Genomic DNA, 21,506 nt, shown 5'->3' on the forward strand with positions numbered 1-21,506 from the left:
TGCCTCCAAGCACTACGAGAACCGCCCACGACTCGCAGAACACCCGCTGAGGGTCCCGTCGTCAACGCTTGGTGGTGCGGCACGCGAACGAGTGGAATAGGGCTCACGTCTCTGTGCCCTGGGCAGGGGCGGCATGACACTGCCATATGCGTTCACCCTTGCCGCAGTCAGATGCCGCCCTTGAGCCAAGCGCAGTGACGGCTCCCGGCCTTGCCGACGACGGGGCGACCCGCTCTATCGGAATGGTGGCCCCTTCGCGTTCCGCTGGCGATGTGACAGAAGCTGCCGGCGAAGCAACTGTCCGAAGGGAGTTGCCCAGGGAAGTCAGGTCTCGGACACCCCCTTCTGGGGCGACGTACATCGCACCACTGGACGCGCGGGCCGTCCTACACGCCTGCACGGCACCCGGTCATGTGAATCCCCCTCGTTCGTCGAACTACGGCGCTCGGGCCCCCATGACTGACACCACCGCCTCACCAACGGTGGCCGCGGAACCCGCATCGAGATCGGTCCCGCCGACCAGTCGCAGGTCGACCCCCGCCACCGTCGCGACGCGCAGACGCGTTCCATCAACATCCGCGCCTGATCTGGGACCGGGCCGTCGACGCCTGGATCGCCCATGACGCCCGAGAACTCGAAGAGATCTGGGACGAGACCATCCAGGCGGCCTCGGCGCCGACTGGGACACCTACACCTACACCTACACCTACGTCTACTGCGTCTGCTGGGCCGCCTAACCACGTGTGCAGGGCCGACTGGACTCCGACCTAGCGGAGGGCGACGCGGAGAGACAGACCTGGCTGGCCGAAACCTACACGGACGGCACCGTCCGCTACCGCAACGAAGCCACCCATCTCTGTCTGCTGGCCCCCGATGCCGACCGCGGCATCGTCCGCCTCGCCTCCTGCGACGACATCGCGGCTGAGCGCTGGAAGGTGGTGAAGCCCTGAGTCCTTGAAGCGCACCGGGCCGCCCGGTTTGCCGGAGGGGCTGTTCGCGGACTGCTCGGAGAAGCTGGCGGGCGCGGGCGATCAAGATGTACCCCTCGGACCTGCGGGACGCGGCCGAGGACGTGCGGACCACGCTGCTGGCCGCGCTGTGCGCGTCCTGTCAGGCCGAGATCACAGATGCCCTGGTGGAACTGCTGGTCGCACTGGTCCACAAGATCAACGCCCGTGCCGAGCGGAGGGTGGAACGGCAGCTGACGGCGGAGCTGAAGACGGTGAGAGGCAAGGAGGGCATCCTCTTCCGCCTCGCTGGTGCGGCGGTGGGCCGGCCGGAGGGGACCGTACGCGTGGTGAGAAGACGCTGCGCGACCTGGCCGCGGAGGCGAAGGCGAACGAGAAGGTGTTCAAGGCTTGCGGCGCTCGGTTGAGGGGAAGCGCACCTCATCCGCCGCTGGGCGGTTGCCGGTTGGCGTAGTAGTAGAGGGCAAGGTCGTCCGGGTGGTGGACGCGTTCCTCGGCGCCGCCGATCTCCTTGAGGATGAGGTGGGTCTTGTCGAGCGGATGCTGGGTGATGAGCCAGGGATTGTTGTCGCTCTCCTGCCAGACCCTGGCCCACACCTCGTCTCCGACGCGGACTTCGCCGCCGTCCTTTGTGCGGAATTGCGATGCCATGGACCGTACATACCCGCATTCCACGCACCCGGACCGCCGGGCGGGGACCAGTCCGCGGTCGGGGTTCGTCAGGCGCGCGTCCTCCTCGCTATTGCTCTCCCCATCGCGCTTCAGCTCGCCCAGCCGGGCGTGCAGCTGCTGGCCGCGGTGCGGCGGGCGTCCTCGAAGGCGGACGAGCCGGGATGACAGGTGGCGTCCAGGCCGGCGGAGACGGCATCGGTGCGGCGGGGGTGGACGTCGATCTGCGCGAAGTCCCAGCCCAGCTCCCGCACCAGCTCCATGGTGGGGCGGGTATCGCCAGCGACCCGGCCCAGGGCCGCCCACGCCTTCACGTCGCCCGACCAGCGCTCGTGGGCGGCCTGTTTCATGGTGCCGGCGGCGTTGGCGATCTGCTCCTAGGTGGTGCCGCGCTCCCGCTCCGCGGTCACCGCGCGCCCCACCAGCTCCCGGGCCCTGTGCCTTACATCGAGCGCCTGGCGGAGCAGGTCCCCGGGCCGGGCGTCGGAATCCGTGGCCATGGCGTCATGGGCCCTGCGTGCGAGGAGATAGGCGGTCCGGGCGAGGGCGACGCGGGATTCGTCGCGGGGCGCCACCGCGGCCACCGGCTCGTGCCGACAACGGCTACCAGGGTTCGGCTTCGCTGCCTTCGAAGTTGGCGAGAAGCCGTTGTCCTCCATGATCCTGTTCATAGGATCAGCCTCATGGATGAGCAGAACAGCAGTGGTGATGGACGAAACCGCGGCACGGCCGGACGTGTCGTGCTGGCTGCGATCTGTGCGTTGCTGGTCATGGGACTGCTCTGGGGGGTTGGGTGGAAGCTGGGGTGGTGGAACCCCGGTTTCGGCATGCTGTCGGCGAAGTTAGCGGCCGCAGCGGCCGTTGGACTTGTTTCCCTGGTCGCCTGGGTTGCAAAGCGGCGCTGAGTCGCACTGCCAGCAGGTGGTTCGCCATCTGAATTCAGCCCTCGTCGAGACGGGTCAGCCGTGCGATCCCTGCCCCGCCCTCTGCCCTGAGTGGCTTGGCGGCTTGAAGCGGGCCAGCTGGGTATGGGTGCGCTTGGCCCAGGGCCGCACTGGGACGAAGCGTTGAGCTTCCCCCGTTGTGCGGGGGTTGCTGATCAGTTGGTCAGCGCGAGTTGACGGGCTTCAGGTTCGCTTGCTCGGCCGTCGGTTTCTCGGCGTAGTGCTTCTGCTCGAACTTGATGGGGCTGAGGAAGCCAAGCCGTTCCCCTGGACACGCCGGGGATTATGGAAGCCATCGATGTACTCGAAGAGCGCCAGGTTCGCCTCGGACTGGGTGGTGAAGGTGCGGCCGTACACGCATGCGGTCTTGATCAGCATCCACAGGTTCTCCGCCAGGGCGTCTTTGCACGAGTTCCCGACTGGTCCCGTGGATACCTCAATTCGTCTACATCGCTGGCAAGTTGTGAGCTTGGCCAACGTGTGTTGGAAGCCTGGTCCGCGTGATGGACGAGCGTTCCGGGATCGACCTCGCGGCTGGCCAGCGCGTACTCCAGCTTGGTGAGGACCCGGTTGGCGCCGGCGCCGGCGGAGGTCTCCCAGGCCACCAGCCAGCGGAAGAACGCGTCCCGGATGGCGGAGAGTCAATGGCCCCTCACCGCTGGGGATCATGGTGCTCGGTGGCCCACAACCGGTTCGGTGCGGGCGCGGTGAAGTTGCGGTTGGCCAGACCCGGAGCAGTGCGGCCCTGAGGCCGCGGCGGGTGAACCCCTTGCGGCGGAGACTGAGGCTCGCGGGCTGGGCCGCTCATCAGCGGCTTGACGCGCTTGCGATCCACCGCCTGGCTCGCGCGTTTGAGGAGGGTGTGCACGCGCGGCGAGCCGCAGATACCTCTGGATTTGTGGTGGATCTGCCGGACCTGCTCGGTCAGCTCCGCGTCGCGGCGGCGCCGCTTGCACGGCTCCTTCGCGCTCTGGCGCCACCGAGGGGTACATGTGCGTGACTACACGCCTGAGCGTGAACGGCGCGTTGCGCTCGCGGACTTCCTCAAGCGCTACGGCCACGAGCGGCTGCACGCCACTTTCGGAGGCCGATCGCCGGTCAGCTGGACCCCTGGCAGCGACTACCCCGCGTCTCCTTCTACCAGTCGCAGTGACTGCTCAAGACGCTCCCACGGCACCTCACCGAGGACTTTGTGGAACCAACGTCTGGCGGCGGCATGTACCGACATCGGCTACTGAAGTTGTACTTTCAGGCCAATGCGGCGTGATCACGATGTAATGAAACGAAGTTTCGGGCCAGCTTGATCAAGCAAGCGCAAGCAGGACTCTCACTCGCTGACGCGAATCCATCGCCAGATTGCGAGATGCATCGGTTGGATTCACCCAAGGCCTTCAACTTCGCAGAGTAGTACAAGCAGGCAGTTCGCGAATGGGAGCATTTCCCTCCGGTTTCGCGAGTTTCTGCCCGCCGAGAGACGTCTCCGACACGCATGATTTCCGGACACCTCGGATTAGTCTGTTCTCTTCTTATCTTCTAGACGCGCCTTGTGAGGGCATGGAAGTATTCACGGTGCATTGCAAAGCCCTTCCAAATTGGAGGGCTGCAGGGGGTAAACGGGGGAGAGCTGCATGCGTTACGGGGATTCGATCTGTTGCCTTGCGCAAATCCCCTAGCAGGTTAATGGTGGAGTGATGCGCGGTGGCTTCTAGCCGCACTCTCGCCTTTCCTATCCGGCTAATTTTTCATGCGCCGGGATCGTGATGGACGAAAGCATCCTGCTCATGTGCTGTGCTTGCATCCTCAGATTCGTTTACCCGTCATGCCGCCATTCGCGCCCGCGATTGGCGTACCACCTGCCAGTTGTCGAAGCAGGTATTTAAAGGAAAGGGAAGAGTATGAAGAAGATAGCCGCTGGGGTCGCTGTGGCCCTTGCGAGTGCTGCCTTGGTCGTGACGACGCAGGGTTCGGCGCAGGCTGCCGAGGCGAAGGCGCCGGCCGTTTCTTCGGCCGCCGCGACGACGCAGGGGCCGGACAACGCGCCGCAGGTCATCGGTGGCCTTGGAAAGCTGGCGGGCAAGGTCGGAAATGCATTGACCGGCGCGGCGCAGAAGGCGTACGTGCACGGAAAGGCTGCGGCTCAGCTGGCCGGGAACGCGGCCGGGGAACTGGCTAGCAACGTCACTGACGCCTTCGGCGTCGCTCCGGCTTCGTCCGTTCCGAACGGTTCCTCCGTCGAGATGGTCTTCGACAAGTGAAGGAACACACTATAACCAGGAGGGTGGCGCTGCTCGTCGGCGCTGCCCTCCTGGGCCTTCATTTCTGCGCAGCCAGCATCTCGCAGATGCCGCTGACCCCGATCAAACTCCGTGTCATGGGCTCCGTGAACGACTACTTGGAGCCATATCAGGCGCAGAACTGGAAGCTCTTCGCCCCGAACCCGCTATCCGAGAACCGAGGTATCTTCGCCCGAGGTAGATGTGCGAATGGCGAGGTCACCGGCTTCTACGATGTGACGAGCAGATATATCGACGCGGCCCAGAGCAGCAGGTTCTTCCCATCCCGCATGTCACGACTTGTGACGGGCAACGTTCTACAGCTAAGTGGTGGCGATCCGGTGCTTGATGAGCTCAGAGAGCAGCAGAAGGCATTGCATAAGCGGCCACTACCGGAAACTCCGCTTGAGAAGAAGAATCGCAGGGAAGCCGTCGCTTTCCTCTCCAGGTACTCGCTCACTCAAATGCCCAAGGTGTGTGGCGGGAGCCCGGACAAAGTGCAGGTTCGTGTCTACGTAGAGAAGTTGCCGCCGTGGTCCAAACGGAACGATCCGAAGGCTCGCGGTAAAACGGACCTACAGGATATGGACTGGGTGAAAGTGGGGTCGCAGTGAAAAAGATAACCCGCTTCTTGGATATGGTCGGCACCCAGCATTTCAGTGTCCTCGGCGTCAGTGGAACACGAGCCTTGCTCGGCTTCGTTGGATTTATGTACTACGCGAGCCAGTACGGCGACCGTTCCTACCTTTTCGGTCCCGATGGTGTTCTTCCATGGCGAACTTTCATCTCCCAACTGCACGACAACGGGACCTTCAGCCTCTACGCCTTCAGTAATTCCGAAGCATGGTTCCAGGCCATCTTTCATCTGGGAATGCTGACCGCTTTGGCAGTGACCTGCGGTGTCGGTGGAAGGCTGGTGCTGGCCCTCCACTGGGTGTTCCTGTGGTCGATCTACCAGCGTCAGCCGATCCTTCTGGACGGTGGTGACAACCTAGCCTACGTAGTGATTCCCATGCTGCTGCTCACTCGCTGCTACGGGCGTCTTTCATTTTCCACGGGAATTGCACACAAAGTTTCGCGGCGTGTGCCCAGCATCGTGAAATCGCTTTCGCATCCCCTGCACAACCTCGGCATGCTAGCCATCGCCATCCAGATCTGTTTGGTATACATGGTGAGTGGCTTGTACAAGGTGCAAGGCAAAGTGTGGCAGGAAGGAACGGCCCTCTTCTACGTCCTTCGACTGTCCGAATTCAAACTGCCTGGAGTCTCCGAACTCATCTACCAGAATGAATTTCTGGTATTTCTGGGAACGTACTCCACAACGATCTTTCTGGTGTACTTCCCGCTGGGCATTCTTGTTCCACGACTGCGCCCGTGGGCTGCGATCGCCTCCATCAGCTTCCACCTGGCCATTGGCATCTTCATGGGGCTCACGAGCTTCGCACTAACCATGATGGCGTGCGATCTCATCTTCCTGAGCGGGGCGCTCGAAACATTAGCTCAACGGGGCAGCCCGTTTATCCGCCGTCTGCGATCTGCGGGCTCCCTCAAGCGGCAATCCGACGCCGCACCTGTCGCAACGCCGCCGGTCAGTACGGCGCCAACTCAGCCCCGCCCTGCGGCTGTCTCCTCCGATGGGTGAGCCGACAGCTATTCCGATCGGACCGCGGACGATTGCTTCTCCGCGGCCATGTATGCCGATCGGACAGACCGCAAGGAAGGTCCCGTGACTTCACCGATCATCCGCTCCGAACCGCTGCTCGTCTTCGATGGAGACTGCGGGTTTTGTCAGAACGTCATCAACCGCATTTCTTCCCCGGGGCGCCCATCAATGGAAGCGGTGCCCTGGCAGTCTCTTCCATCAGAGACCACACGGCACCACACCGAGCGGCTCGACCGTGAGGTCCTCCTACTGCGTGACGGCCACGTCCTGGCCGGTGGCGCTGACGCTCTGGCCGTCTACCTGCGTCACTCCCCGCGCCGCCGGTACCGGATAGCCGGCGCGGTGATCACCTTCCCTGGAGTGATCCGGTGTGCTCATGCTGTCTACCGATGGGTGGCTCGAAATCGCCACCGAATGCCCGGCGGAACGCATGCATGCCGCCTGTCACCACCACAGCCATGAGATGGCTGCTATCACCTCTCGACAGATGAGAACAGACAGGAGCAAGGATGTCGGTGCCCACCTGTGTTCTGGGCGGCAGAGGGGTCCAGAACCACGTATCGCGTGGACACTCCCTCAACCACTTCGTCGAATTGGGATCGCTCTCCAAAGTGGTCACCGGCACGATCCTGACTCAGCTCGCAACCGTGGGAGTACTCAATCTCGATGACCCCCTCGAAGCCCGCCTCGCCGACGTCCCAGAGAACACGGGGGTTACTCTGCGGAACCTTGCTGAACATACCTCTGGGCTGCCTCGCCTGCCTCCTCACGCCCATGGCTCCACTGCCGATCCCTACGTTTCCTTCACTGAGACAGCTTTGCGTGAAGTGCTGAGGAACTGGCACGCGACAGCAACCGGTCCCGTGGGCAAGGAGGAGTACTCCAACCTCGGATATGCCGTCCTCGGTCATGTGCTCACCACAGCAACTGGCCGCCCCTTTCAGCAGCTGACGGACGATTACGTGCTCGCCCCACTGGGCCTACCACCAGGTGCTGTGACTGCTTTGCCACCACCTGAACGACGACTCGTAGCCCACGGCTTCCTCGGCCAGCCCCGTCCCCACTGGACGCTGACGGGACCAATCCTGCCAGCCGGCGGATTATGGGCTACCCCAGGCACTGCAGCCCGCCTGGTGGTCGGTCTCGCGGTGGACCGTGTGCTCGGTGAACCTGCTCCCACATGGGTCCGCAGCGGATCAGCTCTCTGGCACAACGGCGCAACACGAACTGCATCCGCGTTCGCCGCCGCCCACGAAGACGGCCGCTGGATCTTCCTGCACCGTCTCCACAGAAACCACCGCCGCACCACTCGCCTCGCTCTGCAGAAGCTCAAGACGTGAAGGATGGCCCGCTCGGCGACGACCAGCTCAAAGTCTCGTAGCTCGTAAAAGGGTTGCTATGCCCGACGGCGAACCCATCTGCTGCTGATCAGTCCGAACTCGGTGCCCGTACGGCCACCGACTCACTCACAGAGTGCCAGGTTCTCCCATGTCTTGGACAGACCATGGCGCCGATTCACAAAGGAATGAGTCATCAAAAACAAAAAGAAGTGTGTGACTGTGGGGATTGCCACGGTTGGTGCCGCATTCGTCGTAGCCACTCAGGGCATCGCGCAGGCGGCGCCCACTCTGCAGGTTACTGCGTTGAAGGTGCCTAGGCAGATCGCGATCGCCGCCGGCGGAGAAGTTGCCTCTCGCGCACTCCGGACGGACTGGAATCCTCCAGCCGGCTACGTCCTTGAGCGGGCGTTCATGGGTGACGACGCCAGCTGCAGAAGGGAGGGGGACCGAGGCGTAACTGAAGGTACGTGGCGTCAGTATGTCTGCCACGGGAAGATGGTGAAGGTTGCCGATGCTTGGGTTCTCCACCAGTACCTGTACGTCAAAAAGTAGGTAGCGACGGGTTCTGCTTACAGTCTCGGAAATCTGATGGCGCGCAGCCTGGAGCAAGGCCACAGCCGCACACGGACCACGCCAGCCACGAGCTGACCGGCCAGGTGCGCGTGCGGCATCAGCGACGGGCAGCACGCCCACGACGGTGAGCGACCTCGCCAGCCGGCTCCTGGCTCACTTGTCAGCAGGATGGGCGTCGGCCAACGCCGCTCGCAGCGTTCCCTCCACCTCCCGCTGCACCGCATCGCTCGGCGGCCTGCCCCGCCGGCTCGACGAGCCGGCGGGCCTGTCCCACCAGGGCGGCGACCACCTCGCGCTGCTGGGCCGACAGCTCCCGGAGCCGCTGCCGGTCCAGCTCCTTGTGCGCCTGGTGCAGGGCTACGCCGGGTCGGAGGAGACGCGGTCTGGCCATGAACCGCCGAACCCGTATATGCATTGCCCTGGCCTCGACGTTCCCCACTCTCCTCACCCTTCCGGTCATCTGTCTCCTGGCTGCGGTCGGCGCGGTGCCGTGGGACCTTCTCGTTGCCCTGCCGGTTGCACTCGTCGTGCATGCCGCCATCACTTTCTTCCGCCTGAATCCGACGCTGTCGGAGGCCGGTTCGGGCCGCCCGAACACCATGTGAAGGCACAGGGGGTCACAGCGACTGCGGTATCAAGGTGAGGTGGACGGTCGCTTCGTAGCGGATGGCGAGCTTGTCATATCTGGTGGCCACGGCCTGGGCTTGCTTGAGCAGCCCGATCCGGCATTCGATCTTGTGTCTGCGCTTGTAGTGGTCGCGGTCGAAGCCGGGCGGCCTGCTGCCCGCTGAGCCCCGGCGGAGCCGGTGTCCGGCCTGGTCGCGCTTCTCCGGGATCGTGTGCGGGATCCGCCGGCGGCGGAGGTAGCCGCGGCTCATGCGTGACGAGTAAGCCTGGTCGGCGCTCACATGCGTCGGCCGGGTGCGCGGGCGTCCACCGCCGGTCCGGGCAATGCGGATCTGTCCCATAAGCGTGGTGAACTGCGGCGCATCTCCGCGCTGTCCTCCGGTGACCGTGACGGCTAGGACGTGCCCGGAGGTGTCCGCCGCCAGGTGATGCTTGGTGGTCAGGCCGCCGCGCGAGCGGCCGAGCGCGTGGTCGTCCAGCTCGGCCGCCAGCCCGTCAGTTCGTGTCTGGCCCGGATCAAGAGCCCCTTTTTGTGGGCTCCGGCGGCATGCTGGTGTGCCCGGCACACGGGCGTCCAGCATGACGGTCCGGGGCCGGTTGAACAAACCGGCCCCGGACCGTTCCGTCTGGGGTGGCCGGTCAGCTGCCGGCCTGCGGGCCGAGGATGCCGCTGTCCCGGAAGCGGACCAAGTCGTCGTCCAGGCCGGCGGCGAAGCGCATCGGCGTCAGGTCGACGTCGGCGTCGACCGCGCGCACGTGAAGTTGGGGCTCCCGGGCCGTGTCCGCGGCGGTGGCGGCGTGCTGTTGAGGGCCGTGGCCGAGGGGCCGGCAACGTGCGGTGCTCATGAGCGTGATCGTACGACCGTCCCCGACGCCCCACCCCACCGCCGTGAAAACCCCGGCTTCGAGGCACTTGCGCGGCTAACCCCGCTCTGCTCGAAGGTGCTGCCACCAGCCGCCGCTAGCACCCTCGCCTGAGCCGGTCCACTCCTCGCGAATAAAGCCAGCCCGAGCCCGCCCGCGTCAAGCAAGCTGACGCCGCTCGACTTGCGCAACGGTCGCCGTCGTTCTCGGCATCCCGACTACCCGTCCCCAGCCCGACCGACCGATCAACTTCCCGTAATCGTCAGCGTGATCAACAATCCGAGATCACGCCTGTGAGAGGACCTCCGCTCGCAGACGCTCGTAGTCGGCACCAGCGGACGGCTCGCCGTCGAAGTAGTCTTCCCAGTAGCCTGAGCGCTGCCATTCCTTTGGCGCCAGCGTCACCTGGCCGTCCTCCAGCCCTGCAACCCAACAGTCCGGCAGCTGGCCGCTGACGACCGTGAACATGGCGGCATCCCACAGCCCAGGAGAGTCTCGCTCCACCAAGACGTCGGGGCGCTCGGGGATCCGGATCAGCACCCGGCTTGCGGTCGTGATGACCTCCAGGACCGGATACTCCACGCCGACCCGGATCCCTGGGTGATCATTCACCACCTCTCCGCTCGTCGGGCTGATGATCTGGATACATCGGACGATCATGCGGGCACCCTACGTGGGCTCAAGCGGGCTCCGCCCTTCGGCTCGACTCAGTGCAGCGAACCACGGTGCGGTACGGCGGCCTGTTCCTGGAGAGCCTGCTCGCGGAACGTGGCCGGTGGCCGAGTACCTGGCCGTGGCCGCGTCCCGGCCGCCGGCAGGAGACCGGTCAAGTCACGCCGCGGCGACGCAGCACTCCTCGGATTCGCCGTCGAAGTGGCCCCGAAGAATCCGGGCACCACAACAATGCCCGCCCGTCAGTCTGACAGCGGACCACCCGCTCCTGCGCCGGCGCCGCTCGGGCCCGTCACCGCGCGGCATGCTGTGCAACCCTCTACCGTCGAACCACGCCCGGCCTGAACTGGACGGACGGGAACAGGCTGCGGCGCACTGCCCTCGCACGTCGGTGTGCCCCAGCCACCCGTCACCAGCCCCCTCGCGCGCCGGAGTCGAGTGACGCTCGGAGGGGGGCTTGTTGGTGTGTGGGGTGCTGGCTGGCCTGGGGTGTTGCTGGTTTGCTGAGAGGCAGAATTGGCGGCTCGGGCGGGTGGGTCGGGGTATGTGAGCTGGGGTTATGTGTTCCGTGCTGAGAGCAGCAGGGTTCGTTGTAGGTAGTTCTAGTGTGTAATGGCCCGGTTGCTGTTTGCGCTGGTCAGGGCTGCTTGTTGTCTGATGGGTGGGTTTAGCGGTCTCGGGTGCGGGGGCGGTGTTGGGTTTCGGCGGCGCTGGCCTGCCTCGCGCTGCGCTGCGTCCTGCCCGCCCCACGGCCGGTCAACCGTCCTTCACGCTGTCCTGTTCGCTGACCAGGCGCTGTTCGACCTGCTGACGCTGGTGTGGCGCATCGGTGTCGACGACGACGCCGGCGGTCTGCCGGCCGTCCTGGACCACCTGCGCGGACTCGTCGCGCTCTCACCCGCCCTGCCGGCTCGCCGCCCGCGCCCGGCCCGGACGCCGCCGCGCCCGCGCCCGAGGTCGACGATGGCGACGACGACTCGGCCGCTGGTTGGGAACTCGACCCGGTTGGGGGCTTGTTGGGCTCGGACCGCCCGGTGCGCGCGCTGGGGTGTCTGTCGGAGTACGCCGCCTGGGGCTGGCACAGGCCGGCGCCGCCACTTGCCGCCAGGTCGAGATCCCCGAGGAGATCCGCCTGGTGCTGCTCGTCTCGGACGGGGTCTCCGAACAGGTGGACCAGGAGATGGCGGAGGAACTGTGCCGCGCACCAGGATGATCCGCGGGCGCTGGCGGACGCATTGGTCGTCGCTGCCGACGAGGACACGGACGGCTACCGCGACGACGCAACCGTCCTCGTACTCCTACGCCGCACCAGCTGACGCTCCGGCACGCCCAGCCCAACCGGCCGCCGCGCGACACCGCGCCGCGTTCGCCCCGGGCAAGACGAGTGCGGCGGGAGCTGGTCTCGCCGCGCGCCCTCCGATTGGCCATACGAAGGACTGACGCGGGATGCGCGGCGTGCGTGGTTGAGGGGTTCTCGGCATGAAAGTGCCGGGAACCCCTCACGTTGCGAGGACGGTGGGGGACACTAGGGGCGCTACTCAGTTGGGAGAGCCGGATGTCTGACCTGGTGACCGTATCCGCCGAAATAGCCCCTTATCTCGCCCTGGCGGCGAACGGCCTGGGCACCTCCATCCTCATCGCGGCCCAGGACCGGATGGCCGAACGCACCGTGAGCGCCGGTGAGGGCTTCTTCCGCCGCCTGCTGCACCGCCTCCACGACGCCGACCTCAGCGATGGCACCACCGAGCTCCGCCTCGACACCGACCGCGCGGACGCTCTCGACGCCCTGCTGGCCGCCCTCGACGACCACGACCGCCAGCTGCTCGCCGGCGCCCTCACCGCCTGGCTGGACTCCCCCGCGGGCGACCGCGATGCCGCCGGCTTCCGCGACCACGTCGCCCGGCTCGCCGCCTCCACCGGCCCGCGGACCGTCCACCACCACGTCACCGCCACCGGCGACCACTCCCTCGCCGCCGGGGAGATCCACGGCACCATCAACGTGGGAGGCACCCCCCGCCCCCGGGACGGCCACACCCCACCCGGCCCGGATTTCGGCGGCGCCGGCGAAGCAGACGAATGGTGAGACAAAGAGCCTCCCTGACAAGCCACAGGAGGCACCGGCCTCATGGGTGACATCGCCAAGAGCGTCCTTGGCGGCGCCTGGACGCTGATCGTCGGCTGGATCCTGCCCACGGCCCTGAACATCACCGTCTTCTGGATCACCCTCGCGCCCAGCCTGCGCCACACCACCCCCCTGGCCCGGCTCTGGCCGACTACCGGCGCCGGTACCACGCTGCTACTGCTCTGTGCCTCCCTCTTCCTCGGGCTGGTCCTCAACGCCCTCCAGACACCCCTGTACCGGATCCTGGAGGGCTACAGCCTCTGGCCCTCCCGGGCATACGCATGGGGCTGCCGGCGCCAGCGCGCCACCAAGCGGCTGCTCGCAGACCGCATTGCGCTGCTGCAGCTGGAACGGCGCGCCCGCATCACAGACCCCTTGCCGCCCGCCGACGCCGAAGAACTCGCCCGGCTCCGTGCCGACCCGCGCACCGCCCGTACAGCCCACCGGGATCTCCGGCGTACCGCGGCTCAACGCGCCCTACTCGGCGAACGGTTGAACCGCTATCCGATCGACGACGACCAGATAGCCCCGACGCTCCTCGGCAACGCCATCCGCCGCCTGGAGGAGTACGGCTACGACCGCTTCCGACTCGACAGCCAGGTGCTGTGGAACGAGCTGACCGGCACCGCACCGGAGCAGATCCGCAGGCAGGCCGAACTGTCCCGCACCAACGCCGACTTCTTCGTCGCCCTGCTCTACGGGCACGCTGCCCTGGCCGTCTTGTCACTGAGCGCGCTTGCCTGCGCCGACGGCGAGCCGGTCACGCTGCTGGGCACCGCGGCCGCGCTCGTCCTGCTCCTGCCGCTGTGGTACCGGTGCGCGGTGAACGCCACCGACGAGTGGGCCTTCGCCGTACGCGCGCTGGTCAACATCGGCCGCAAACCGCTGGCCGAGGCGCTGGGCGTGGTACTGCCGCACCGGCTGGCGGACGAGCGGCGTATGTGGCGGCTGCTCTCTACCCTGCACCGCCGCCCTTACCACGAGAGGGCCGCGGCCCTTGACGAGTACCGCATTGCCCCGTCTGGCACGGACGAGCCCGCAGACGGCGACTCGTAAGGGTTCCCCACCACATCCTTCGGAGAGGTCAGCGACCTGCTGATCCGCTGAAGCACCGTGGGCAGTTCTCGTGGCCAGGTGGCGACGTGGTGGCCAGCACGACGAGTCGCCAAGGCCCGATGCCCCCATGGGCCCTACCACTTCTGACGGACAGTCGAGCCGATCGCTCGCGACTACCGAGTGTGATCCACACGGCGCTGGCCGAGGACGCCATGGCTTTCACCGCGGCGAGCGGCGCCGAGATCGAACGGACTACGCCGCGCCGCAGCGCGCAGATAGCTGCCTGCCTTCCAGGCGGTCCGGGACATTCGTGCCCCCCCGCCGCCGCTCGACCCGCCGGCGGACCCCGTGCTCGCCGAGCTGCGCCGGTGCCCTGAGTCTTGCTTCATCGTTGAAGGGGTGTTCACGTCCCCCGCGAACACAGTGCGGCCTCCGATCCGGTGACTCTGGACGTGGCCGCACTGCTGCGTACGAAAGGCGATTGCTCAGTCGCCGGGTTCGCGCCGCACGACGACGCCCTGGCGCCCCGGCGGATGTCGGTCACCCCCCGGGGCCCTCGCCGAGCACGAGAAGGCCCGCGCGTATCCGGAGGCCATCGAGCAGGCGAGCCGGACGACCATGCCCTCGGACGGTCCGCGGCGGACTGACCACCAAGATCCACCTTGCCGCAGACGGCCACTGCCGCCCGCTGGCCTTCGTCATCACGCCTGGCCAGGCCAGGGCAGGCGGGCACCGGGCGCCGGGTGGCAGAGGGCGAAGGGGGTGCCGGGTCCGAGCTGGTCGTTGGGGGTGGGGCGGCCGACAGTCGCCTCGTGGATTCGACGGGCATGACCATTGTCGCTTCCGGGTGTGTATCCCCGCGCTTACAATGTGCCGTCTATATCGGGCGGTGTCGGATCTCGGGGCGGGCTGAGAATTTGGCGACGGAGACTGTACCTGGCACGGTCATCGCCGACCGGTATGAATTAGTCCAGCGGCTGGGCCGCGGAGGCATGGGTGAGGTGTGGCAGGCCCGGGACCTGAGCCTGAACGTCGATGTGGCCGTCAAGTCCATCCGGATGAAGGCGCAGGACGCCACCGAGCCGCGGCGCTCCGTCCTCGCGTACGCCCGCAAGGAGGCGCAGCACGCCGCCGCGCTGCGCGACCATCCGAACATCGTCGCCGTCCATGACGTGGTGGAGCACGAGGGGCTGCCGTGGACGGTGATGCGGCTCGTGCGGGGACGGTCGGTTGCCGAGCTGCTTGCCGCCGAACCCGACGGACTCGCCGTCGAGTTGATAGAGAACGTCGCCCGGGGCGTGCTCGCCGCACTCGCGGCGGCGCACGAGGCCGGCATCGCCCATCGGGACATCAAGCCGGCGAACATCATGGTCACCGAGGGCGGCGACGTTCTCGTCACGGACTTCGGCATCGCCAAGCACCAGGCCGACACCAGGGTCACCACTACGGGGGCGATCGTCGGCACGGCCGCGTATGTCGCCCCGGAGCGGCTGAAAGGCGTGGAGAGCCCGGCGGGGGACCTGTGGTCATTGGGCGTGACCCTATATCACGCGGCCACCGGCGTCTCCCCGTTCGACCGGAACACGATCTTGTCGACGATCCATGCCGTCACCCACGAGGAGCCCGCCGAGCCGGAGCCCGCCGGCCGTCTGGCCCCGGTCATCATGGCGTTGCTGGACAAGGACCCGGAGGCGCGGCCCGGTATCGATGCCGTGCTGCGCATGCTGGACGGCGCGCCGGCGCCCGGGAGGACGAAGCTGCTGCCAACGACGGAGACCGGTCCGCGGCCCCCCTGGCTCCGGCCGGTGCTGTCGTTGGTCGGCGTCGCGGCAGCCGGACTGCTGGCTTTCGCCATCGCCTCGCAGTTCCGCGGGCAGGACCACCCGTCCGAGAAGGCAGCACCGTCGACGGCGAGTACGGCGGACACCAGGGCCTCGTTGCCCACGCCCTCCCCGACTCCCACCCCCTCGGCCTCCAGAAGCCTCACCCCGGGACCGGATGCGAGTGCGTGCACCGCCGCGGTGAACACCGCCGGCAACGCCCTGCAGCTCTCGGGTATCGCGCTGAGCGATACCAACCGTTCGAAGGCCGACAGGGCGCATGACGGCAGCGCGGCCCTGCGCGACGGGGCCGATCAGATCTCGGAACTGGCCGACCACGCAACGGTGCCGGCGGTCAAGGCGAAGCTGCGGAACCTGGCTGGTGATCTGCGCACCCAGGCCGCCGGACTCGACGCCCAGCTCCCCGGAATCGAGGACGGCCGCCTCGTCAACACCAAGGCCACCGATCTCGCGATGAAGCAGACGAGGAAGGACGCGGGGGATTTGAAGGGCCTCTGCTGGAAGTGAGGCGTTCGCGGTCCGTGGGCCCGCCGTCCATGTCGTTGATCTCGTAGGCACGCAGGTAGGGGTGGAAATGACGCAGCAGAAGAAGCTCGGACTGATCGCTACTGGTGTGGCCGCCGCGGTGGCGATCGGCGTGGGGGTGGCCATAGGGCTCAGCGGCGGGGACGAGAAGGGGAACGGCGACGGCGGGAGGCCGGCCTCGAAGGGGCCTGCCTACTGCACGGGCGGCGCCGGGAGCTGGGATGGGCGTACGGGCATGTGCGGTATCAACCATGTGGCCGGGTGCCAGCACTCGAAGCAGATGGCGGAGCTCAACATCAAGCTGGTCAAGGAGAACCCCATCGGGTCCTCCGGGTATGGCGGCGACACTCCCGTGGTTCCGTTGCTGAAGCAGCTGAAGACGCTGACCGACAAGGAGCTGGATCAGCCGCACATCCCCGCACCGATCAAGTCCGCCCTGCGGCAGGAAGCCGCCGACCTGGAGAAGGAGATGGACCTCTACCAGTCGAAGGGGGACTGGGTGAAGGTCGACCAGGACCGCACCCTGAAACACAGCACGAACATGGCCTGCATGGACTTTGTGGCCGACCAGGCGGGCAAGCCCCGTAGCTGAGTGACCGGTTGACCCGGGTAGCGGCGTCGATGATGCCATCTCCACCCGGGTCTTCGGTGGTTCTCAGGCGGCTCCTTCGGCCCCCTCCCGTACACCGTTACTCGCACAATCACCGACCGCCTGCCGTATTCCGGTGTCGGCCGGTCAGACCTTCAGGATCAGCGTTTCCACCTGTTCGAGCGTTGTCACGCTGGCCTGCGCGGAGGCCCGTACCTTCGCCAGCTTTTCCATCCACTCGATCCGCTGCTCGGCCGGGAGCGGTTCCTCCCCGAGTTGGACGCGCAGGCGGTGCGCCTCCTCGAAGTCCGTCATCAGGGTGTGGGCGGCGTCCACCGCCTTCAGGTAGCTCCCTTCGACGAGCTCGACCCGTGCCGGCAGCTCCCGGCGGAGCGTGGCCAACTGGTCGCGCGGGTCGGCAGCCGCCTCGCCGTGCGTGGTGGTCACGGCACCAGCATCCGCCGTGTTCCCGGCGCCCGCAGGCGCATTGGCAGGGCTTTCCGGCACCGGGATACCGAGGTGCCCGGGGAACAGCTCGTCGAACCACTCCTTGTCGGCGACGTAGCGGGTGGGCCGGCCCTCGGCATCCGGAGCGATCACCATCCCCGCGGTGATCGCTGTCCGGTCCGCTTCGGCCCAGTGCTGCTCGCCGTAGCAGATCAGGGGCGTGCCGTCGTCCGGCTCGGGCGGCCGCGGCGCGTCCGGGTGCTCCAGCACAGTCTTCGCGAACGCGAGGAGAAGGGCCCGGCTGACGCCCGGCGCGCCCGCCGTGTACGCCAGCGTCAGGGCGGCGAGGGCGCTCTTGGGGGTGCGACGCACGCCCTTGCGCCCGGCGCCCGCCTCGCTGCCCTGGCCGGGGGTGATGAACGGCTGCGGAGCGTGGATCAGCGCTGGCGCCATCCGCTGGACCAGGGCGGCCCAGGCGGCCGCGTCACCGGCCTCCGCCCCGAGGAGCAGCTGCGCGAGCGGCCTCGGATCCTGTCCGGCTCCTTCCCTGGTCTCCGTGGTGCCGAAGAGACCGAGGGCGGAGAGGATGTTGCCCCGGTGCACGAACAGCTGCGCGACGGCGGCGGACCACAGACGCGTACGCGCCTCGGCCGTCTTCGCCCGGATCTGGCTCCACGCCGGCTCCTGCAGCGCCCCCCTGACGACCGGCCACAACCGCCCGGTGTCGCGGACGGTGCGCCCGTTCGTCTTCTGCGGAGTCTCGGGCGGGATCCCGGGAAACACCAGCGCGGTGATGGCGCGCACCGCGACGTCGCGCAGCACGACCGGGGAGACGTCGGCGCCCGCGGGCACGAGCGGCTCCAGCGGATCGAGCGGCCCGTTGACCGTCAGCGCGTCGCGCACCCCCGTCAGATCGAGGAGGTCCGCGGCGCGCGCGTCGGGGAACGCCTCGGCGAGCGCGTCCGCGAGGAGAGACTCCCTGGCGTAGGCGTCGACGAGCGTTGCGAACAGGGCGATCAGCCGCGCGTCCTCGTCGTAGGGCTGGATGCCGCGCAGGTGGTCGTTGACGTTCAGGGCCCGCAGGACGTGTTCCAGGGCCTCGGGCTTAGTGCAGCCGATCACGATCTCCGCGGACACCGTGGCGATCTTCGCAGCTCTGAGCGATGGGTCGGTCGCCTCCGTTTCCGGCTTCGCGCCGTCCCTGTTGAGCCGGGCGGAGAGCCGGTTCAGGATCTCCCGCAAGCTCAGCAGCAGCGGCTCGGGGCCGTCCTTCTTGTCCTTCGGCATGGGCACGAGGGACTGGGGCATGCCCGTGACCAGGTGCTCCGGACGCACCTGGAAGACATTGAGGCGGGCCAGCGCACGGTTGTTCCCGGTCACGGCGGCCAGCCGCCACAGCTTCGACACCGTGCCGTCGGAGTCGGTGATCTGCCACTGCTGCAGGACGTTCATTCCCTTGGAGAGCTGGCCCGCGTCCGCGAGGGACTCGGCCAGGTCGTACCCGCGGGTCTTCCCGGCGCGCTCCAGGTTGTCGGCGGCGTACCGCTGCATATGGACGGCCACCGCGTAGGGCTGCTCGGCCAGGGAGAGCGCCGCCTTCGGCTGCCTGTCCTCCTGCACGGCGTGGACGACCGGGCGCGGCCGCCGGTGGCCGAGAGCGGAGAGGAGAGCGTGCTTCTCGCTTTCGAGCTCGTGCACGCGGCGGACGGCGTCCTGGTGCTTCTGCGTGGCCGCAGCCAGCGCCTGCGGCGCGTACGTGTCGTCCCCCGACGCCCGGCGCAGGGCCTCCCGCTCCTTCTCGGCGGACTTCGCGCTCTTCGTGGCGTCCTGGAGCGCCAGCTCGGCGGCGACGAGGTCCTTGACGCGCTGGCTGGCCTCCAGCGCGGGCGACGACCAGCAGACGGCGGTCCGGTCGTTGAGGTCCCACGGGACCACCGCGGCGCCGTGGACATCGCAGGTCAGCAGGAGCACCTGCTCATCGCCGGCCTGCACGAGCCGGTAGGCGTTGGGCTTGAGGACCCTCCTGCCGCGCAGGGTGGCGATCAGGGCTTTGATCTCGGTGTCCGGGAGCGCTGCGGCCAGACCCTCGAGGATCGCCTGTCGCGGAGGCGGCACGACCCCGTGGTCCGCGCAGGTATTCTCGATCGCGTCCGCGAGGCGATCGCCCCAGAGGGCGTTGCCGATCTGCGGGTAGATGCCATCGGACCGTTTCACGGCCATGGTGTCGTCCTTCCACCCGGGCGTCCCGGGCGAGCACAGAAGCTCCCGACCATCGGGAGCGTGTCACGCGCCCGAGTGCCGAAGCCTCGTGCTGGCAAGGAATCGGGCCGACACCCGTAGGGTGTGCGGCGGTTCCTCGCCCCGTACGATCCATCTGCCAGCGTCCGAAGAACGATCAGTCCCAACAGCCTCGGTGGCGCCTGGACCTCTCGTAGCTTGCTCCTGCTCCGCCGACGGCGGCATGAGGCGGACGCCGGTGATGAGCCACCGACGTGCATCACGGAATCTGCCACTGCTGTTGACGCAGCGGCGAGCCGAAGCGGAGGAGTTCACCGGATCAGGTGAACGAGCAGCCCAACCAGGCTGTGCAAAGCCCGGGTTGAGGTATTCGCGCGTCGGCGGTGCGGTGGTGCGGCGGTGTGTGCCATGGTGCCTGGTTCTGGTCCGGGAGCGGCCTGCCGGGCTCTAATAAGACGACACCCGGCGCGATGTAGGGGAGTGCGGGTTCTTCTCTTATTTGGGGTGGGTGTGGTGGGGTGCAGCTCTTTGAGTTGGTGTGCCTGCCTGAGTCTGAGATTGATCTTGTTGTGAGTGGTTTCGGTGGTGGGTTGGGTGTGAGCTGGGGCTGTGCTGGTGGTGTATCCCGTGGTGGCTCTGAGCTGCGGGGCCTTGGTGTGTTTGAGATTCCTTGGTGTTGTTGAGAACCCTTATGGGGCGGTTCATGTTGGGAGGTTTCCTGGGGAGCGTCCTGCGCGGGGTTGCCGACGGTCAGGACGTCATTGTCGCCCTGGTTTGACCACAGCACGGTTGACGGTCACGGTGCAGGTGATCGTCTCACCCCGGCGTGTTCTGGGAGGCGCTCACCGGTTCGGTGAGTGGTGTAGTGGTCTGCATGGACGGTCAATGCCGCCGGCTTGACCATGGCCGGTGGGGTCGGTAGCAGGTGGGGACTCCTTCGGGTGGGCTTTTGGGGAACTTGGTCCGCCGGTTCGGTGTGCCGTTTTACGGTCGTCAGGACGTGGCCTGTCCGACTGCTTTGAGGAGCGTAGTAATGGGGCGTGAGAAGCCTGGTAAGCCGCGGCGGCCGCGGTCGGTGGAGGAACATGCACATCGTGGGTGGAGTCTCGACGACATGCCGCAGCCTGGTGGTTGGCAGGCGGACAGCAAGTTGTTCGAGGATCTGACTGGTGCAGCCTTTGAAGGCTGCATGTCTTGCCAGGACGTGTTGTTGACGTTGTTGGTTGAAGATGCGGTGACTACGGCTCGGCTGGTGGAGCTGGCGTGCGGTGCCATCATCGACCTGGAGGGTGATCTGCCGGCCTCGCAGATCGATCCCGATGTGCCGGGAAAGGCGAGTCCGGAGTTCCGGCGCTTGGCTCGTGCCGGGCTTGGGAAGTCGACGGACGGTATGTACCGAGAGTGTGGCCAGATGTCTTCTCCTGAGCGGCGGGCCGCAGCGAATACCGCTCTCGATACCTTGGTCGGCTACGCAGCCCTGAACCGTTGAGCCTCGGTCTATCTGCCGATCGATAGGCTCAACAACTCTGCTTCGTTGTCAGGAGCATAGTTTTGCAGTGGGGTTGGTGGTAAACCGGTGCGAGTTGAGCGCTTTCCGAGGTGAATTGGTAACCCGTATCTCTGGTCGGTCCTGACGAGCGGTTACGGGCGTGCGGCGGATTCCGCAGCACGCTTTCATCGGAATGTTATAGGTCCGGGTGGTGGCGTGTTTTCCCATTCTCTACCCAGCATGCGGTCTTGATGCATCACCCTCGGGTGATGGCGCTTTCCGGGTGGGTGCGCTACGCTCGGCTCAAGCGGCTTCCGTGAGAACTCAAGAGCGTGTCAACAGAGGACAGGTGATCGAGTGCCAGTCCCCCGACGCCCTGCTCCCCAGTCCGGCATCCTAGGCTAACTAAGGGGCCCCGTCCCGTAGCCAGCCAACCCTCGAACCACAGATGGCCCGTCATACGCCAGACAAGACACGCCACTTGGAAACCTAGCGCGGAATTCCGGAGGAATTCACCGACCATTCCGGAGGAATGGTCCAAGCCCCGAAGGGGCTTAGCAATTCTCCGGAGGAGAATTGCATTTGACGCCCCGTAGGGGCGTGCGT

The 21,506-nt window shown here is 66.8% G+C and carries 24 protein-coding genes and 2 pseudogenes; 17 read left to right on the forward strand and 9 right to left on the reverse strand.

Features of this window, described 5'->3' with window-relative positions; translation table 11 throughout:
• The first annotated feature begins 743 nt into the window (after positions 1-743).
• Both CG747_RS33030 and CG747_RS33035 read left to right on the forward strand, forming a co-directional pair.
• The gene (locus CG747_RS33030; RefSeq protein ID WP_100605528.1) at positions 744-950 is read left to right on the forward strand and encodes a hypothetical protein; all 207 of its coding nucleotides are present in this window, start codon (positions 744-746) and stop codon (positions 948-950) included.
• Positions 951-1,036: 86 nt separating this feature from the next.
• Positions 1,037-1,375 (forward strand): hypothetical protein, encoded by a 339-nt coding sequence (locus tag CG747_RS33035; protein WP_180985800.1) that lies wholly within the window; start codon positions 1,037-1,039, stop codon positions 1,373-1,375.
• Positions 1,376-1,388: 13 nt separating this feature from the next.
• Here CG747_RS33035 and CG747_RS33040 read toward each other — a convergent pair whose 3' ends face one another.
• The 3 genes from CG747_RS33040 to CG747_RS33050 all read right to left on the reverse strand — a co-directional run bounded on the left by CG747_RS33040 (position 1,389) and on the right by CG747_RS33050 (position 2,308).
• Positions 1,389-1,619 carry a hypothetical protein gene (locus tag CG747_RS33040; protein ID WP_100605529.1) on the reverse strand — a complete coding sequence of 77 codons (231 nt, stop codon included), beginning with the start codon at positions 1,617-1,619 and terminating at the stop codon, positions 1,389-1,391.
• 110 nt (positions 1,620-1,729) lie between these two features.
• On the reverse strand, positions 1,730-1,987 hold the full coding sequence (locus tag CG747_RS33045) for a hypothetical protein (RefSeq protein WP_100605530.1): 258 nt from the start codon (positions 1,985-1,987) through the stop codon (positions 1,730-1,732).
• Between the two features lie 27 nt (positions 1,988-2,014).
• Positions 2,015-2,308: a hypothetical protein gene (locus CG747_RS33050; RefSeq protein ID WP_146022190.1), complete on the reverse strand. Its 294-nt coding sequence runs from the start codon at positions 2,306-2,308 to the stop codon at positions 2,015-2,017.
• A 12-nt stretch (positions 2,309-2,320) separates the two neighbouring features.
• On the opposite strand from CG747_RS33050, the gene CG747_RS47530 reads away from it, so the two are divergent.
• Positions 2,321-2,542: a hypothetical protein gene (locus CG747_RS47530; RefSeq protein ID WP_146022191.1), complete on the forward strand. Its 222-nt coding sequence runs from the start codon at positions 2,321-2,323 to the stop codon at positions 2,540-2,542.
• A 222-nt stretch (positions 2,543-2,764) separates the two neighbouring features.
• Here CG747_RS47530 and CG747_RS51080 read toward each other — a convergent pair whose 3' ends face one another.
• On the reverse strand, positions 2,765-3,250 hold the full coding sequence (locus CG747_RS51080; RefSeq protein ID WP_100605532.1) for an IS3 family transposase: 486 nt from the start codon (positions 3,248-3,250) through the stop codon (positions 2,765-2,767).
• Entirely contained in the window at positions 3,234-3,509 is a 276-nt protein-coding gene (locus CG747_RS51085) for an IS3 family transposase (RefSeq protein WP_100605533.1), read from the reverse strand. Before CG747_RS51085 ends, CG747_RS51080 begins: the two co-directional genes overlap by 17 nt.
• A 967-nt stretch (positions 3,510-4,476) precedes the next feature.
• Between CG747_RS51085 and CG747_RS33065 the strand changes: the two genes are divergently transcribed.
• The 7 genes from CG747_RS33065 to CG747_RS33095 all read left to right on the forward strand — a co-directional run bounded on the left by CG747_RS33065 (position 4,477) and on the right by CG747_RS33095 (position 9,035).
• Positions 4,477-4,836 carry a hypothetical protein gene (locus CG747_RS33065; RefSeq protein WP_100605534.1) on the forward strand — a complete coding sequence of 120 codons (360 nt, stop codon included), beginning with the start codon at positions 4,477-4,479 and terminating at the stop codon, positions 4,834-4,836.
• Between the two features lie 23 nt (positions 4,837-4,859).
• Positions 4,860-5,468, forward strand: coding sequence for a DUF5819 family protein (locus CG747_RS33070; RefSeq protein WP_100605535.1), 609 nt, complete (start codon positions 4,860-4,862; stop codon positions 5,466-5,468).
• Entirely contained in the window at positions 5,465-6,496 is a 1,032-nt protein-coding gene (locus CG747_RS33075; protein WP_257980909.1) for an HTTM domain-containing protein, read from the forward strand. Before CG747_RS33070 ends, CG747_RS33075 begins: the two co-directional genes overlap by 4 nt.
• A 48-nt stretch (positions 6,497-6,544) precedes the next feature.
• Positions 6,545-6,979 (forward strand): thiol-disulfide oxidoreductase DCC family protein, encoded by a 435-nt coding sequence (locus tag CG747_RS33080; RefSeq protein WP_100605536.1) that lies wholly within the window; start codon positions 6,545-6,547, stop codon positions 6,977-6,979.
• A gap of 47 nt (positions 6,980-7,026) precedes the next feature.
• A complete protein-coding gene (locus CG747_RS33085; protein WP_100605537.1) occupies positions 7,027-7,857 on the forward strand; it encodes a serine hydrolase domain-containing protein in 831 nt (276 codons plus the stop codon).
• A 213-nt stretch (positions 7,858-8,070) separates the two neighbouring features.
• Positions 8,071-8,409 (forward strand): hypothetical protein, encoded by a 339-nt coding sequence (locus tag CG747_RS33090; RefSeq protein WP_146022192.1) that lies wholly within the window; start codon positions 8,071-8,073, stop codon positions 8,407-8,409.
• 410 nt (positions 8,410-8,819) lie between these two features.
• Positions 8,820-9,035, forward strand: coding sequence for a hypothetical protein (locus tag CG747_RS33095; RefSeq protein WP_100605539.1), 216 nt, complete (start codon positions 8,820-8,822; stop codon positions 9,033-9,035).
• A 12-nt stretch (positions 9,036-9,047) separates the two neighbouring features.
• Here CG747_RS33095 and CG747_RS33100 read toward each other — a convergent pair.
• From CG747_RS33100 to CG747_RS33110, 3 genes and pseudogenes are all read right to left on the reverse strand, one after another.
• Positions 9,048-9,625: pseudogene (locus tag CG747_RS33100) on the reverse strand (IS5 family transposase); the annotation flags it as partial.
• A gap of 71 nt (positions 9,626-9,696) precedes the next feature.
• Entirely contained in the window at positions 9,697-9,903 is a 207-nt protein-coding gene (locus CG747_RS33105) for a hypothetical protein (protein ID WP_100605541.1), read from the reverse strand.
• A gap of 303 nt (positions 9,904-10,206) precedes the next feature.
• Positions 10,207-10,581, reverse strand: coding sequence for a hypothetical protein (locus CG747_RS33110; RefSeq protein ID WP_100605542.1), 375 nt, complete (start codon positions 10,579-10,581; stop codon positions 10,207-10,209).
• A gap of 1,060 nt (positions 10,582-11,641) precedes the next feature.
• On the opposite strand from CG747_RS33110, the gene CG747_RS48340 reads away from it, so the two are divergent.
• The 6 genes and pseudogenes from CG747_RS48340 (at position 11,642) to CG747_RS33145 (ending at position 16,729) form a co-directional block, all read left to right on the forward strand.
• A complete protein-coding gene (locus tag CG747_RS48340) occupies positions 11,642-11,806 on the forward strand; it encodes a hypothetical protein (protein ID WP_180985802.1) in 165 nt (54 codons plus the stop codon).
• Between the two features lie 342 nt (positions 11,807-12,148).
• Entirely contained in the window at positions 12,149-12,676 is a 528-nt protein-coding gene (locus tag CG747_RS33120; protein ID WP_100605543.1) for a hypothetical protein, read from the forward strand.
• A gap of 42 nt (positions 12,677-12,718) precedes the next feature.
• Positions 12,719-13,771 (forward strand): hypothetical protein, encoded by a 1,053-nt coding sequence (locus CG747_RS33125; RefSeq protein WP_100605544.1) that lies wholly within the window; start codon positions 12,719-12,721, stop codon positions 13,769-13,771.
• A gap of 634 nt (positions 13,772-14,405) precedes the next feature.
• Positions 14,406-14,489: pseudogene (locus CG747_RS33135) on the forward strand (IS5/IS1182 family transposase); the annotation flags it as partial.
• Between the two features lie 94 nt (positions 14,490-14,583).
• The gene (locus tag CG747_RS33140) at positions 14,584-16,119 is read left to right on the forward strand and encodes a serine/threonine-protein kinase (RefSeq protein ID WP_257980910.1); all 1,536 of its coding nucleotides are present in this window, start codon (positions 14,584-14,586) and stop codon (positions 16,117-16,119) included.
• Between the two features lie 67 nt (positions 16,120-16,186).
• Complete coding sequence (locus tag CG747_RS33145) at positions 16,187-16,729, forward strand: hypothetical protein (RefSeq protein WP_100605547.1); 543 nt, start codon at positions 16,187-16,189, stop codon at positions 16,727-16,729.
• Between the two features lie 144 nt (positions 16,730-16,873).
• On the opposite strand, the gene CG747_RS33150 is transcribed toward CG747_RS33145, so the two are convergent.
• Entirely contained in the window at positions 16,874-19,393 is a 2,520-nt protein-coding gene (locus CG747_RS33150; RefSeq protein ID WP_100605548.1) for a hypothetical protein, read from the reverse strand.
• Between the two features lie 1,132 nt (positions 19,394-20,525).
• On the opposite strand from CG747_RS33150, the gene CG747_RS33155 reads away from it, so the two are divergent.
• Entirely contained in the window at positions 20,526-20,900 is a 375-nt protein-coding gene (locus tag CG747_RS33155) for a hypothetical protein (protein ID WP_100605549.1), read from the forward strand.
• The last annotated feature ends 606 nt before the right edge of the window (positions 20,901-21,506 follow it).

Source organism: Streptomyces sp. CB02959 (genome assembly GCF_002803155.1).
GTDB lineage: Bacteria > Actinomycetota > Actinomycetes > Streptomycetales > Streptomycetaceae > Streptomyces.